The sequence below is a fragment of the Chryseobacterium sp. genome (genome assembly GCF_041914225.1).
Classification (GTDB): domain Bacteria; phylum Bacteroidota; class Bacteroidia; order Flavobacteriales; family Weeksellaceae; genus Chryseobacterium.
Map to the genome: position 1 here is coordinate 108,831 of NZ_JAYSDT010000005.1, position 14,516 is coordinate 123,346.

13 protein-coding genes are annotated in these 14,516 nt (G+C 38.0%); 7 read left to right on the top strand and 6 right to left on the bottom strand.

Features of this window, described 5'->3' with window-relative positions:
• From ACE3RB_RS04140 to ACE3RB_RS04150, 3 genes are all read right to left on the bottom strand, one after another.
• Nucleotides 1–456, bottom strand: a 456-nt coding sequence (locus ACE3RB_RS04140) for an MFS transporter (protein WP_374463044.1), incomplete at its 3' end; no start/stop codon positions are given.
• Between the two features lie 88 nt (nucleotides 457–544).
• The gene (locus ACE3RB_RS04145; RefSeq protein WP_374463045.1) at nucleotides 545–1,459 is read right to left on the bottom strand and encodes a helix-turn-helix domain-containing protein; all 915 of its coding nucleotides are present in this window, start codon (nucleotides 1,457–1,459) and stop codon (nucleotides 545–547) included.
• 137 nt (nucleotides 1,460–1,596) lie between these two features.
• Nucleotides 1,597–2,112, bottom strand: a complete 516-nt coding sequence (locus ACE3RB_RS04150) for a hypothetical protein (RefSeq protein ID WP_374463047.1) — start codon at nucleotides 2,110–2,112, stop codon at nucleotides 1,597–1,599.
• Nucleotides 2,113–2,228: 116 nt separating this feature from the next.
• Between ACE3RB_RS04150 and ACE3RB_RS04155 the strand changes: the two genes are divergently transcribed.
• The 3 genes from ACE3RB_RS04155 (at nucleotide 2,229) to ACE3RB_RS04165 (ending at nucleotide 5,922) form a co-directional block, all read left to right on the top strand.
• Nucleotides 2,229–3,644, top strand: a complete 1,416-nt coding sequence (locus ACE3RB_RS04155) for a PLP-dependent aminotransferase family protein (RefSeq protein WP_374463048.1) — start codon at nucleotides 2,229–2,231, stop codon at nucleotides 3,642–3,644.
• Nucleotides 3,645–3,918: 274 nt separating this feature from the next.
• Entirely contained in the window at nucleotides 3,919–4,095 is a 177-nt protein-coding gene (locus ACE3RB_RS04160; protein ID WP_002978882.1) for a histone H1, read from the top strand.
• Between the two features lie 255 nt (nucleotides 4,096–4,350).
• Nucleotides 4,351–5,922 (top strand): M20/M25/M40 family metallo-hydrolase, encoded by a 1,572-nt coding sequence (locus ACE3RB_RS04165; protein WP_374463049.1) that lies wholly within the window; start codon nucleotides 4,351–4,353, stop codon nucleotides 5,920–5,922.
• 64 nt (nucleotides 5,923–5,986) lie between these two features.
• On the opposite strand, the gene ACE3RB_RS04170 is transcribed toward ACE3RB_RS04165, so the two are convergent.
• The gene (locus ACE3RB_RS04170; protein ID WP_374463050.1) at nucleotides 5,987–6,637 is read right to left on the bottom strand and encodes an HAD family hydrolase; all 651 of its coding nucleotides are present in this window, start codon (nucleotides 6,635–6,637) and stop codon (nucleotides 5,987–5,989) included.
• Nucleotides 6,638–6,679: 42 nt separating this feature from the next.
• Nucleotides 6,680–8,803 carry a Tex family protein gene (locus ACE3RB_RS04175; protein ID WP_374463051.1) on the bottom strand — a complete coding sequence of 708 codons (2,124 nt, stop codon included), beginning with the start codon at nucleotides 8,801–8,803 and terminating at the stop codon, nucleotides 6,680–6,682.
• A 448-nt stretch (nucleotides 8,804–9,251) separates the two neighbouring features.
• Between ACE3RB_RS04175 and ACE3RB_RS04180 the strand changes: the two genes are divergently transcribed.
• A complete protein-coding gene (locus tag ACE3RB_RS04180) occupies nucleotides 9,252–9,794 on the top strand; it encodes a YceI family protein (RefSeq protein WP_374463052.1) in 543 nt (180 codons plus the stop codon).
• Nucleotides 9,795–9,876: 82 nt separating this feature from the next.
• Here ACE3RB_RS04180 and ACE3RB_RS04185 read toward each other — a convergent pair whose 3' ends face one another.
• Entirely contained in the window at nucleotides 9,877–10,233 is a 357-nt protein-coding gene (locus tag ACE3RB_RS04185; protein ID WP_374463053.1) for a hypothetical protein, read from the bottom strand.
• 81 nt (nucleotides 10,234–10,314) lie between these two features.
• Here ACE3RB_RS04185 and ACE3RB_RS04190 point away from each other — a divergent pair, with 81 nt between their 5' ends.
• The 3 genes from ACE3RB_RS04190 (at nucleotide 10,315) to ACE3RB_RS04200 (ending at nucleotide 14,342) form a co-directional block, all read left to right on the top strand.
• Nucleotides 10,315–10,569: a DUF1294 domain-containing protein gene (locus ACE3RB_RS04190; protein ID WP_374463054.1), complete on the top strand. Its 255-nt coding sequence runs from the start codon at nucleotides 10,315–10,317 to the stop codon at nucleotides 10,567–10,569.
• A 221-nt stretch (nucleotides 10,570–10,790) separates the two neighbouring features.
• Nucleotides 10,791–12,596, top strand: a complete 1,806-nt coding sequence (gene typA, locus ACE3RB_RS04195) for a translational GTPase TypA (protein WP_002978898.1) — start codon at nucleotides 10,791–10,793, stop codon at nucleotides 12,594–12,596.
• A 129-nt stretch (nucleotides 12,597–12,725) separates the two neighbouring features.
• Nucleotides 12,726–14,342 (top strand): glycoside hydrolase family 10 protein, encoded by a 1,617-nt coding sequence (locus tag ACE3RB_RS04200; protein ID WP_374463055.1) that lies wholly within the window; start codon nucleotides 12,726–12,728, stop codon nucleotides 14,340–14,342.
• The last annotated feature ends 174 nt before the right edge of the window (nucleotides 14,343–14,516 follow it).

The following is a 14,516-nucleotide window of genomic DNA, read 5'->3' on the forward strand; positions in this document are numbered from 1 at the left end:
GGCCAGAATAGGACCGCACGACCATACAATGGTAAAATAACTCAGATAGTGCTTCACCTTCTCTGCATCATAAATATCTACGAAAATAGCACGGGTAGCTACAACAAGCACTGAAACGGCTGCCCCCTGAAGTATACGAAGCAGACAGATCAATAAAATGCTGTTCGTCATAGTAATTAAAATACTTGTAAGGATTAACAGAAATAAGGCGATCAGTTTGGGGCGGTATCGTCCGATGCTGTCCAGAATTCCTCCCACAAACAACTGGGAAATCCCGTAGCTCAGCAGGTATGATGTTAAAGTAATCTGGATATCTTTTTCTGATACCATCATTTCTTTGGCCATAGAGGGAAATGATGGTAGATAAATGTGTGTGACAAACCCGGAAAGCGGGATAGACACGAAAGCCATAATGGTAATTAATCTGATTCGTTGTTCAGATGCTTCTCTCAACATGTTCATTCATTTTTTACTATGCAAAAATAAGTCAGGAAATAGGAAAGTGAATTTTAAAAGACAAAGTAAAAATTACAAAAATCAAAGATTAGGATAAATTCTTAAATTTTAATGGTGAAGTGCGGGCGTGCTTTTTAAAGAAATTATTGAAGTGGGCAGGCTGGTCAAATCCTAACGTATAACCAATCTGGGCAATATCCCAGTTAGTATACTTCAGCAGATTTTTAGACTCTTCAAACATTTTTTCCTTGATAATCTGCGTGGTCGTAAGATTTGTCACGGATTTTACCGAAGAGTTCAGGTGGTTGACATGAACATTCAGGTGCTCGGCAAAGTCGGAAGGTGTTTTTAAGGCCAGCGGATAAGCAGGTGAGTCCAAAGGAAACTGTTTGTTGAGCAGCTCATCAAACAGTTTGTATAAACGCACATTTGCAGGAAGCTCATTCGGATTGATATCTTCTACACGGTTTTCAAGAGCCAGATGCATAACGGACGCCAGATTGCTTTTGATGCTGCTGCAACGGAAAGGATAAGTGGAGTTGTTCATTCTGTACATCTGCTCGAAATAAAGTGTCGCCAGCTGGGTTTGTTCCTCTGTCAGAAAAACAACAGGCTTGCTCCATTCTTTGAACATCGACGTTTTTTTGAACAGGTTGAATTCTGTGTTTCCACTAAAAAATTCCTGGTTGAACAAACAAAAGTAACCTTCCTGTACATCACTCTCACACTCCCATGAATACGGAATGCCCGGAGATGGAAAGAATAGGGCAGGGCGGTCAATATACAGCTGATGTGAACCATAATGAATCGTTCCTTTTCCAATGATAAAGCTGATTTTGTAATAATCACGGCGGTTATAGGGGCTTTTGAAGCTGCAGTATCTCCGCATGGAAATATTGAAATGGGATTTTCCTGTTTCAAAGTCTTCAGAATCAAACATTTTGATCTGATCTCTGCGGATGCGTCTGTAATAATCTTCTATGGTTTCCAGCTGATCACTCATAAGTAAAAATTATAAAAATCAAAGATAAGCAAACTGCTGCTCACTTAGGATAATTTTAAGTGCGATAATAAGAATCAGAATTATAGTTTTTCTCGATTTCGGTAAACATCTTACAATCTGTGTCCTGTAGTTAAGAATCAGCTTTTATTAATCTCCAGTTCCAAAATATGCGAAGGAAGCTGAAAAGGACCCGCTTTTGAAATATCCGCAGTTACAAACCCGGATTCTTTTAAAAATGCTGCAAGCGGATCATGATCCAGCATATTGATCCATATAATATCAGTGAAGCTTACTGCTGATCTGCATTTTTTCCACAGCGACTGTCTTGTTTCCGGAGTGTCAAACTCTGAAAGAATCACAAAGCTGATTTCTGTTGCCCGTTTTCCTTCAGGAATTCCGGGATGCAGGGAACCGCTTTTAATAATGCTGTACCCGATAGGTTTCTGGTCAGCATAGATCATGATCAGCTGGTTGGAAAGATCATTAAGGTCATAGATCATCTTTCTCGGATCTATATCGTTGTGAATATATTTTTTAATCTCTTCCTCACTTACGAAATCTTTATATAGTGTGTAAACAGAAGAATCAATAATGGTTATAAGATCAGAAATTCCTTCTTCAGAACCTACTGTAAATTTTGAAATAATATCCATGGGGATTTTTTTATTCAAAATTATAAGATTAATCTATTCAAAAAGGATACAGTTTGCTAAAATATAATCGGTACAGAAGGATATTTTTATAAATTTGTTCAGTACAGTTGATATGTATGATGAAACCCTATAAGTACGAAGTTTTTGCAGCTGCAATAGAGGAACGGATACGCAATGGAATTTTACAGGAAAATGACAGGCTTCCTTCTGTTCGTGAGATTAAGAGAAAATACAAGCTGAGTACAAGTTCTGTACAAAGCGGATTTGAATATCTTATGATCAAGGGGCTGATCAGGAGCAATCCACGGTCCGGATATTTCGTCAGGAGAATTCAGGATGAACATATCCCGGAAGTGAAAACAAAATTCCCGGCGGTCGTAAGAGACGAAGTGTTCATGAAAAACATCATGCTGACTTCCAGAAGGACTTCCGAATCCAGCTCTTTTAATACGGCAGTGCCTGGTGATCTGCTGATTCCGCAGAAGCTTATTCTGAGAACGATGCAGGAAGTTATTCGTGAAAAAGGAGCATCTCTTCTCAGGTATTATCCTTCAAACGGTCTGGAAGCATTAAGGAAGCATATTGCAAAAAAAATGGGCGCCTATGACTGTACCTTAAATCCTGATGAAATCATTATCACTGATGGTGCTTTGCAGGCTCTTACCATTGCTTTAAAGTCGGCTGCAAAAGCTGGTGATGTGGTAGCTGTTGACAGTCCCTGTGTGTTTTCTGTACTGGAAGTAATTGCCCATCTGGAGCTGAAAGTGATAGAGATTCCTGTAGATTATAAAAGGGGTTTTGATACTGAATTCTTCAGAAAAGCATGTAAGGAAAATAATATCCGTGCTTTGGTTGTTACTCCGAATTTTCATAACCCTACAGGAGTACTGATGAATGATGAAACAAAAAAAGAAATACTTAGCATTGCAGAAGTTCATCAGTTATATATTATTGAGAATGATATGTATTCTGATCTGTATTTTGGCGAACAAAGACCACGCTGTATAAAAAGCTTTGATACGAAAGGTCATGTCATGATCTACTCATCATTTTCAAAAACACTTTCGCCGGGAATCCGCCTGGGCTGGCTGTATGCCGGTGATTTGTATGCAAAATCTGAAAGAGCGAGATTTGCTTTGGGACGGTCTGTTTCTCCGGTATATCAGGAACTGGTGCTGAAGCTGCTCCAGGGAAATAGCTATGAAAGACATCTTCAGTCCTTCCGGAAAAAACTTAATCAGCAGGCTGTTCAGGTATTGGAAGCCATAAGGAATTCTTTTCCTGAAAGCTCTTATTTTCACAGACCACAGGGCGGTTACAGTATTTGGGGGCAGCTTCCGGAAAGTACAGATATAAAAAGGTTTTACGAATATTGTGAGCGGCACCGGATTTTATTTACTCCCGGAGATACCTTTTCTTTCATGGACAGATATCATTACCATTTCAGGATTATTTTTGCAGAAAGAATTACTTCAGAAAGTATTGTTTTGCTGGAAAATGCAGGCAGGAAAGCAAGAGAATTGCAGATTTAAAATATTAAAGTTATAAAGATAGACCGTAAAGCGAAGTGATTTTTGATTTTTATTCGTTTCTCATTGATTTTTAGTGGTTTAATTGAATATTAAATTATACTCTATATTATGCCCGGTTAGATGCTGGATTTCTACAATAATTCATTTTCATTTTAAAAATTAAATTGAAATTAAGAAAGACTCAAAAAAAATAATAAAATCCGCTATTTTTTTTCAGCACAATTAGGCTGGAATCACCATAAAACCTATATTTGCAGCCTAAATTTTTAAATAAATGAAAGAACTAATTGAAAAAATCAACGCAGAATTTGAAGCGTTCACAACTGAGGCAAACCAACAAGCGGAAAAAGGAAACAAGGCTGCTGGTACAAGAGCTCGTAAAGCAGCTTTAGAACTAAGCAAACTGTTCAAAGAATTCAGAAAAGTTTCTGTAGAAGAAGCTAAGAAATAATTCACCTTTAACCGGCTTTTGAAGCCGGTTTTTTTATGCCTGAATACAATATATTTTTGAATTGTTTTTTTCCATACAACTGATCTGAAGATCATATTCTATTGATGATATTTTCTGTAAATACTGATATTAGTTAATTTCTGTTATTGTTTTTAAACAAAAATGTTGATAATATCATGTGAATGTCTCTTTTTTAGGCTTAATCTTTCATCATCTTCCTGAATTCTGCTATCTTTAAACCAATCAATATATATTATGAGGATAAATAGATTTTTTGCAGTGCCTGCAGTAGTGCTGGCTGCCCAGTTTTCATGGGCTCAGATAAAGGTTGATCCCAAAGAAAGATTAGACCCTGTCGTAAAAAGTTTTGTAGATGAAGTAAATAATAATTCCCAGCTGGAAAACCTGGCGTATGAACTGCTGGACGGTATCGGGCCACGCCTTGTGGGGACTCCTGAAATGCTTGCCGCAAACGAATGGAGTGCCAATAAGCTTCGTTCATGGGGAGTGGAAGCCAATCTTCAGCAATTCGGAACCTGGAAAGGATGGCAGAGAGGAACAACACATGTTGATATGACCTATCCGCGGATAAAATCTCTTGCAGCAACACAGCTGGCGTGGAGTCCTGCTACTAAAAAGGCGGTTGAGGCAGAAGTGATTATTCTTCCGAAAGTATCTTCCAAAGCAGAATTCGACCAATGGCTTCCTTCTGTGAAGGGGAAAATAGTGCTGATGGCACAATACCAGAAAATCGGGCGTTCTGATGAGCAGATCAAAGAATTTGCTACTCCTGAGCTGTATGAAAAGCTTAAGGCAGAAAAAGAGCAGGCAGCCAAAGACTTTACAGCGTATGTGAAAAATATCGGGTATGATAACAACAGTCTTCCTGAAGCGTTAGAAAAAGCAGGTGCAGCAGGTATTGCCATTTCAAACTGGACCGGCATCATGGGGGCTAACAGAATATTTGGTGCAAAAACATCCAAAATTCCAATGATCGATATTGATGTGGAAGACTATGGAATGCTTTACAGAATGTCGGAAAAAGGAGGGAAGCCTAAAATTAAAATTGATGCCCAGTCAAAAATACTTCCTGAAGCCAAAAGTTTTAATACAATCGGGATGATCAAAGGAAAAGAAAAGCCTGATGAATATGTTATTCTTTCCGCTCACCTTGATTCATGGGACGGCGCCCAGGGTGCTACAGATAACGGAACCGGAACCATCACGATGCTTGAAGCGATGAGGATCCTGAAAAAATACTATCCTAACAATAAGAGAACAATTGTCATTGGACTTTGGGGAAGCGAAGAGCAGGGACTGAACGGTTCAAGAGGTTTTGTTGCAGATAATCCTCAGATTATAAAAGGAGTACAGGCCGCTTTTAATCAGGATAACGGTACCGGTCGTGTGGTAAACATCAGCGGTCAGGGATTTGTAAAAGCTTATGATTATATCGGAAGATGGCTTGATGGCGTTCCTAAAGCAGTGAAGACCCATATTAAAACAGACTTCCCTGGAATGCCTGGTGGCGGTGGATCGGATCATGCTTCTTTTGTGGCAGCAGGAGTACCGGGATTTTCTTTAGGTTCTCTGAACTGGGGCTATTTCGGATATACATGGCACACTACAAAAGATACCTATGATAAAATTGTTTTTGATGAGGTAAAAAATAATGTGATCTTAACGGCGGCATTAGCTTACATGGCTTCTGAAGATCCGGAATTTACCAACAGAGAGAAAAGAGCAATGCCTCAGGATGAGAAAGGGGAAACAGTAAAATGGCCGGAAGTAAAAGAACCCAGAAGAAGTTCTAAGGATTATAAATGATAATTTTTTTTCTTTGAAAAAATAAAGGCTGCCTTACAGGCAGCCTTTATTTTGATATATAATCTTATTTTACAATATCAGAAATATGAACCTTTAAATCAGAAAACGTAAGAATGGATGGCTCATAAAGAGATTCTGCTAATTTTCCAAAACCATATTTACAGAAAACAAACGAAAGGCCATTAGCCCTTGCTGAATCATAATCGGTTTGGGTATCACCTATGTATACAGAATCTTCAATGGACAGCTGATTCCTTTCCATAAGAAGCCTGATGTTGTCAGCTTTTGGCTTTTGGGTTCGCCCATGAGACTCAAAGTCTGTAAACAGATCATTGAATTTATAATATTCTAAAAAAGATTCAATATAACTGTCCTGGCAGTTACTTACAATAAAAAGAGAATGAGTATTGGCAAGGCTTTTCAATGTATCTTCCACACCGTCATATAAAATTCCGCCTTGTATACGCAGGATTTTATTTTCTTCGGCTACGATCTCAGCAAGAAGCTCCCGTACGTGAAGGTCTGAAATTCCCGGAACAATATCCTTGATAATATCGTGGGCTAATAAACCCATGTACTGATCCATGTCTTCGGGTTTTATTTCTCTTTGGATCAACTGATGTTTACCCAATATCTTATTCCATATTTTGATGATCGTGGCTCTGGGATCCCATAATGTGCCATCCAGGTCGAAAATTAAGTTCTTTGTGTTCAAAATAAAAATTTTGTGTTTATATTTTAATCTGCAGCAGCTATTTTACAAAATCATACTCAGCTGTACTCTTTTTCTTGCCTCGTCCACTTCGGTTACCTTTACACGGACATGCTGGTGAAGCTTTACCACTTCATTGACATCGGAAACAAATCCGTCTTTCAGCTGGGAAATATGAACCAGCCCACTTTCTTTAATTCCAAGATCTACAAAGCATCCGAAGGCTGTAATATTATTGACAATTCCAGGAAGAATCATACCGGTTTTTAAATCTTTAATGCTTTTAACGTTAGGATCAAATTCAAATACTTTGGCTACCTTTCTTGGATCCAGTCCTGGTTTTTCAAGTTCTTTTAAAATATCCTTAATTCCCAGGATCTCGATCTCTCCGGTAATATAGTTTTCCGGTTTTACCAGAGCTATTTTTTCTTTATTGCCAATCAGTTCATTGGTTTTAATTCCTAAATCTTTGGCCATTTTCTCAACAATTCCATAAGCTTCAGGGTGTACGGCAGAATTATCCAAAGGGTTTTTGGCATTTGTAATCCTTACAAAAGCTGCTGCCTGCTGAAAAGCTTTATCTCCAAGTCTCGGAACTTTTTTAAGTTGCTTTCTGTCTTCAAATGCTCCGTTTTCAGTACGGTAATTGACAATATTTTCAGCCATTTTTTCCCCGATTCCGGAAACATAGCTTAAAAGGGATTTGCTGGCCGTATTTAGGTTAATTCCCACAGAATTTACACATTTCATCACAGTAGAATCCAGTTCATTTTTTAACTGAGTCTGATCCACATCATGCTGATATTGCCCGACACCAATAGATTTGGCGTCAATTTTCACCAGTTCTGCCAGCGGATCAGAAAGTCTTCTCCCGATGGAAACGGCTCCACGAACAGTCACATCATAGGAAGGAAACTCATCTCTTGCAATTTTACTTGCAGAATATACTGATGCTCCGGCTTCTGAAACCACGAAAACCTGCAAAGGCTTATCAAAAGCAATTTTTTTAATAAAGAACTCTGTTTCACGGCTTGCAGTTCCGTTGCCAATTGAAATGGCTTCAATATTATAGGCATTTACCATAGAACGGATTTTTTTCATGGCCATTCCGCTTTCATTCTGTGGAGCGTGAGGGTAAATGGTTTCGTTGTGCAACAAGTCACCTTTTTCATCCAGACACACCACTTTGCAGCCGCTTCGGTATCCCGGATCAATCGCCAGGATTCTTTTCTCTCCCAAAGGTGGCGCCAGGAGCAGCTGGCTTAAGTTTTCAGAGAAGATTTCGATGGCTTTTTTGTCTGCCTTTTCTTTAGCTTCCTGCAGGGCTTCATTAGAAATGGCGGGTTCGAGAAGTCTTTTATAACTGTCTTTTATGGCCAGCGAAATCTGGTCCGAACTTTCATTATTGGATTTGATAATTGCTTTTTCAATAAAATCAATCGCCTCTTCTTTATCTATTCCTACATTCGTTTTGACGAAGCCTTCCGCTTCAGCCCTCAACATGGCAAGAAGTCTGTGGGAGGGAGTTCTGTTAAGGCTTTCTTCCCATTCAAAATATTGGGAGAATTTTTGTGCTTCCTCTTCGTCTTTTTTAGCCTTTACAACTTTTGAAGTAATAACTGCCTTACGCTGAAATAATCTGCGAAGATTTTTACGCACATACATATTTTCATTAATCCATTCTGCCATAATATCCCTGGCCCCCTGAAGTGCTTCTTCTTCGGATGTAACTTCGCTGCTGAGGTATTTTGATGCCAGGAACTGCACATCATTATTCTTTTGGCTCATGATCATTTTGGCCAAAGGTTCAAGCCCTTTTTCCTTGGCAGCATCAGCTTTGGTTTTCTTACGCTTTTTGAAAGGTAAATAAAGATCTTCCAGCTCCTGGATATCAAAGCTTTCTTCTATTCTCTGCTGAAGTTCAGGCGTTAAGGAATTTTGCTCTTCAATAGATTTTAAAATAGATTCCTTTCTTTTAACAATCTCTTCAAACTGCCTGCTTATTTTTGAAATCTGTTCGATCTGTGTTTCATCAAGATTTCCGGTTTTATCTTTCCGGTAACGGGAAATAAAAGGAATGGTGCAGTCTTCTGCTAATAGTTGTAATGTATTGTTGATGCTCTTTTCAGAAATATTCAGTTGTTTCTGTATAAATTCTACGGTCGTCATTGTTCTGTTTTCGTAGGGCTAAAATAGGGTTTTGGGATGAGAAAATATAAATACAGGATGTATTAATCTCTTTATTTCTGTATTATTTTTTACCAATCCACTGGAATAAATCCTTTAAATATCTGTTAATTGATTGATAATTAATTTTTGTTGCGATTGCAATATAGAACAAAGGTCTTCAGCAAATGGGTTTATCATTGCAAATAATATAGAAATACCACATTTCTTGATGTATGTTAAGGTTCCTCCCAACAGGTTTTTCTATTTTTGTACCCGAAAACAACAAAATTCAAACTTTTTTAAACAGTTCAATATGAAAAAAATTAGCGTAATTGCATTAGTAGGAGTAGGATTGCTTTTAGCATCATGTAATAAAGGAAAATCAGCAGAATCTGCAGCTACGGCTCAGGAGCAGACAGTAGCATAAAGCAAAGGTGAAACACTTGCGGTGGATACAGTAGCTTCAGTAGTAAACTGGAAAGCATTCCATAAAGGAGGTATGGCACCTCGTTGGGGAACTCTTACTGTAAAATCAGGAGATATCAGTGTTGATGCTGGTCAGGTTGCAGCAGGAAACTTTATTATTGACATGAACTCTATTAAAGTAGATCCGGCTTCAGTAACAGAGAAAGATAAAAAGCCGGCAGATCTTGAGGCTCACCTTAAAAATCCTGATTTCTTTGATGTAGCGAAAAACCCTACTTCAGATTTCAAAATTACAAGTGTTACAGATCTTAAAGAAGCACCAAAAGATGCAGTAGCAGGAGCTAATAAAACAGTAAGCGGAAACCTTACACTATCAGGAAAAACAATGAATGTTACTTTCCCTGCTAAAGTAGATGTTACTGAAAATTCAGCAGCTATTCAGGCTAAATTCACTGTAAACAGAGCGGATTGGGGAATCAAATTCGGTACTTCAGAAGCAGATCCTGCAGAATGGATGATCAGCAAAGATATCGAGATTGCAATCGATGTAAAAGCTAAAAAATAAGTTATTCAACTTTAATCAATACCGGGCTGTCTTCATCAAGACAGCCCGTTTATTTTTTGTGAATTCTATCAAAAAGAATAACCTAGTTCAAAATCTCAGAATTCCGGATTCTTACACAAAATTCACCTCCAAGATATAATGGATTGCCATGCTTTTCAGACCAGAATCCATCGAGGACGTCTTTATTCAGACAGCGGTAGACCGCAACACCTTTATAGATTTTGTGATCTTCACCTTCATAATTGAAGTTAATTACCAAAATCTGATCTTTATAAAATCCGGTACCATTTTGTATATGATCACCAATAATCCATTGGGCAATGATGCGGTTGTTCTCATCAATGGATAGAGTTAATATGCCATGATATGTGGGCAGGGAAGACTCTTCCTGATTACTTCCTTCAATAGAATAGCTTCCCGCAAGATCCTGTACTGTCATTCATTTTATTTTTAGGAAGTGCAAATTTATAAAATCCTGTTCTGAAATTAAACCCTACTTTTGCAGCAAATTAATTTTAAAATGATTCCTTTTCTGTTCATTATAAATCTGATTACATTCGGAGCTTTTGGCTTTGATAAATGGCAGGCTAAAAAACATCAATGGAGAATTTCTGAGAACACCCTTTTAGGAATCTCACTGCTGGGCGGGATTTTAGGGGCTGCCTCAGGAATGATTATTTTCAGTCATAAAGTTTCCAAAAAGTCGTTTCTTGTAAAATTTATATTAGTGGTGTTAATTGATCTGGTTTTGTTTTACAGATTGATAAGACGTTGATATAAAAAGTCTTAAGATGATTTTCAAAAAACAGATATTTATAAAATCAATGTTGTGATTACTTTAATTATGAATTTGTCACAAATCATTTTAAAGAGCGTTTTCTGAACACTCTTTTTTATAGTTCTGTGAGTAAGTATTTTAAACAAAATATTAAATATTTAGAGAACTAAATAGTTTTTCATTAAAAATCACTACTTTTGCACCCGTAAAAATCTTTTATGCAAAACATTAGAAATATTGCGATTATCGCACACGTTGACCACGGAAAAACGACTTTGGTTGACAAGATCATTCACGCTACCAACATTTTCAGAGAAAATCAGGAGAGTGGGGAGTTAATTATGGATAACAACGATCTTGAAAGAGAAAGAGGGATCACAATTTTATCCAAGAATATTTCTGTTACTTATAAAGACACAAAAATTAACGTAATTGATACTCCTGGTCACGCCGATTTTGGTGGAGAAGTAGAAAGAGTATTGAAAATGGCTGATGGGGTTATTTTGTTGGTGGATGCGTTCGAAGGACCAATGCCACAAACAAGATTCGTGCTTCAGAAAGCTTTGGAATTAGGATTAAGACCATTAGTAGTTATCAATAAAGTAGATAAACCAAACTGCCGTCCGGACGAAGTTCACGATCAGGTATTTGATTTATTCTTCAACCTTGAGGCTACTGAAGAACAGTTGGATTTCCCAACATTCTACGGTTCTTCTAAACAAGGTTGGTTCAACACTTCATTAGAACAAACTGAAGATATTTTACCATTACTGGACGGAATTTTACAATATGTTCCGGCTCCTACTGTAACTGAAGGGAACCTTCAGATGCAGATCACTTCCCTTGATTACTCTTCTTTCTTAGGAAGAATTGCAATCGGAAAAGTGACAAGAGGAGAGATCAAAGAATCTCAATGGATCGGTCTTGCTCAGGCAGACGGTAAAATTGTAAAAGGAAAAGTAAAAGAGCTTTACGTTTTTGAAGGATTAGGGAAGAAAAAAGTAACAGAAGTACAGGCAGGTGATATCTGTGCTGTAGTAGGTTTTGATGCTTTCCAGATCGGAGATTCTTTCGTAGATCTTGAAAATCCTGAGCCATTGGAAAGAACTGCAATTGATGAGCCTACATTGAACATGACGTTCTCTATCAACAATTCACCTTTCTTCGGTAAAGATGGTAAATACGTTACTTCAAACCACCTTAAAGAAAGATTAACTAAGGAATTAGAGAAAAACCTTGCATTAAGAGTTCAGCAGACTGATGATGCAAATACTTTCCTTGTATTTGGTAGAGGTATTCTTCACTTGTCAGTTTTGATCGAAACCATGAGAAGAGAAGGTTACGAAATGACGATTGGCCAGCCACAGGTTATCCTGAGAGAAATTGACGGAGTAAGCTGTGAGCCTTACGAATCTTTGGTAGTAGATGTTCCTGAAGAATTTGCTTCAAGAGTTATCGATTTGGCTACACAAAGAAAAGGTGATCTTCACATTATGGAAACTAAAGGGGAGATGCAGCACATGGAGTTCGAAATTCCTTCAAGAGGATTGATCGGATTACGTTCTCAGATGTTGACAGCTACTGCCGGTGAAGCTATTATGGCACACCGTTTCACAGAATACAAGCCTTTCAAAGGAGCTATTCCGGGAAGAAACAACGGAGTACTGATCAGCAAAACTACAGGTCCGGCTACAGAATACTCAATCAACAAACTACAGGATAGAGGTAAATTCTTCGTTGATCCGGGTGAGGAAATCTATACAGGAATGATCGTTGGAGAACAGAACAAACCTGGAGATTTGGTAGTAAATATCGTAGAAGCAAAACAGCTGAACAACATGCGTGCTGCCGGAAAAGATAAAGATACAGGAGTTGCTCCGAAAATCTTATTCTCACTGGAAGAATGTATGGAATACATCCAGGCTGACGAAGCTATTGAGGTTACTCCGAATTTCATCAGAATGAGAAAGAAAATCCTTTCCGAAGAAGAAAGAAAAAGAGTAGAAAGATCTGCAAAAGCATAATAAAAATCTTATACATAAAATCAAAGCCTCGATTTTCGAGGCTTTTTTCTATACCACTCATTAAAATGCTTATTTTGGCATAATAATCTCTGAGAAATAAAAAATAAATTTTAAAGTAGTTTTGTGACTATGAGAATGAATAAATTAAAACTTATCGTTTTATTAGGTGTTTTTGCTTCTTACACTACCTCATGTTCCGTTCAGAATAATGTTGTAAAAGCACCTTCCACGAAGAATCCGACAAAACCCGCCAACAATACAAACCCTCCAAAAGTAAATCCTTCAGTAACAAATCCGGCAATAGGAACTGCCGCATCAACCGAAGATAATTTCAGAACCAATCTTCCGGAAATCAAAAGAGAATTCCGTGGAGCATGGATTGCGAGTGTAGCCAATATCAACTGGCCTTCAAGAAATGACCTTACAGTAGAGCAGCAGAAAGCAGAGGCAATCAGTATGCTTGATATGTTGAAAGATAACAACTTCAATGCGGCAATTTTTCAGATCAGACCTTCGGCAGATGCCCTTTATACAAGCAATATTGAACCGTGGTCATATTTCCTGACCGGAGAAACGGGAACTGCACCTTCTCCCAACTATGATCCGCTTCAGTTCTGGATAGAAGAAGCACACAAAAGAGGCCTGGAACTGCATGTCTGGTTAAACCCATACCGTGCACACCATACCAACGGTGGCGCTGTCAATAAACTGTCTATGGTCAACAAGCTGTCCGATATTGTTGTCAGATTAAAGAACGGAATGTACTGGTTTGATCCTGCTAATCCGAAAACCCAGGGACATGTATCAAATATTGTGAAAGATATCGTAAAAAGATATGACATTGATGCCATTCATTTTGACGATTATTTCTATCCATATGCAACTTATAACAAAGGCGCAGATTTTCCTGATAATGCAACCTGGAATGCGTATGTAAGCAGCGGAGGTACTTTATCCAGAGCAGATTGGAGAAGAGACAATGTAAATAAATTTGTGGAACGTATCTATAAAGAAATTCACGCAGAAAAAAATAATGTAAGATTCGGGATCAGTCCGTTTGGAATATGGAAACCAGGATATCCTGCAGGAATTGTAGGCTCTTCACAATATGACGAGCTCTATGCAGATGCTAAATTATGGTTGAATAAAGGCTGGGTAGATTATTTCTCACCACAGCTGTATTGGCCTATTGATTCCAAAGGACAGAGTTTTGAGGCCCTGTTGAGCTGGTGGCAGTCAGAAAACACTATGAACCGCCACTTATGGCCGGGATTGAATACGGTTGAAATTAAGGTGTCAGACCGCCCAACGGAAATTAAAAACCAGATTGCCATTTCAAGAAATATCCTGAAAAATGATGCAGGGGAAATTCACTGGAGCATTGCAGGACTTACCAAGAATCCAAACATGCTTCCTGCTTTGAAAAGCGGACCATATAACGAAAAAGCATTGGTGCCGAAATCTCCCTGGATAAAGGCTGTTCCTTTGCAGACTCCTACATTGTTTATTGCTGATAACGGAAGCTTTGTGCAGACAAGCTGGAGTACAAAAAATGCCGCCGATGTATTCCTGTGGGTACTTTTCACTCAGTATAACGGAGTATGGCAAACCGAAATAGTAACGCTGGATACCCTTTCAAAAGACATTCCTAAGACTAAAGACGGTAAAAAACTGAATGCTGTAGCTATTAAAGCCATCGACAGATTGGGAAATGAAAGTGATTATACAGCAAGAAGAATTAAATAGTTGGGACAAGATCCGCTCCCATATCTCATTGCGAACCTTTAGGTGAAGCAGTCTCAATAATAAATTTAAAACCGGTTCTCAGACAGAACCGGTTTTTATTTTAGAATAACTATAAATTATTTATTTAAAATATTGAAAACCAGTTGTATTTTAAAGTATATTATGTTTTTTAAA

Excerpts from the sequence above, each read along its gene's own strand:
- ACE3RB_RS04145 (WP_374463045.1), bottom strand. The coding sequence starts at position 1,459 with ATGAGTGATCAGCTGGAAACCATAGAAGATTATTACAGACGCATCCGC.
- ACE3RB_RS04200 (WP_374463055.1), top strand. The coding sequence starts at position 12,726 with ATGAGAATGAATAAATTAAAACTTATCGTTTTATTAGGTGTTTTTGCT.
- ACE3RB_RS04160 (WP_002978882.1), top strand. The coding sequence starts at position 3,919 with ATGAAAGAACTAATTGAAAAAATCAACGCAGAATTTGAAGCGTTCACA.
- ACE3RB_RS04165 (WP_374463049.1), top strand. The coding sequence starts at position 4,351 with ATGAGGATAAATAGATTTTTTGCAGTGCCTGCAGTAGTGCTGGCTGCC.
- ACE3RB_RS04150 (WP_374463047.1), bottom strand. The coding sequence starts at position 2,112 with ATGGATATTATTTCAAAATTTACAGTAGGTTCTGAAGAAGGAATTTCT.
- ACE3RB_RS04175 (WP_374463051.1), bottom strand. The coding sequence starts at position 8,803 with ATGACGACCGTAGAATTTATACAGAAACAACTGAATATTTCTGAAAAG.
- ACE3RB_RS04190 (WP_374463054.1), top strand. The coding sequence starts at position 10,315 with ATGATTCCTTTTCTGTTCATTATAAATCTGATTACATTCGGAGCTTTT.
- ACE3RB_RS04185 (WP_374463053.1), bottom strand. The coding sequence starts at position 10,233 with ATGACAGTACAGGATCTTGCGGGAAGCTATTCTATTGAAGGAAGTAAT.
- typA (WP_002978898.1), top strand. The coding sequence starts at position 10,791 with ATGCAAAACATTAGAAATATTGCGATTATCGCACACGTTGACCACGGA.
- ACE3RB_RS04155 (WP_374463048.1), top strand. The coding sequence starts at position 2,229 with ATGATGAAACCCTATAAGTACGAAGTTTTTGCAGCTGCAATAGAGGAA.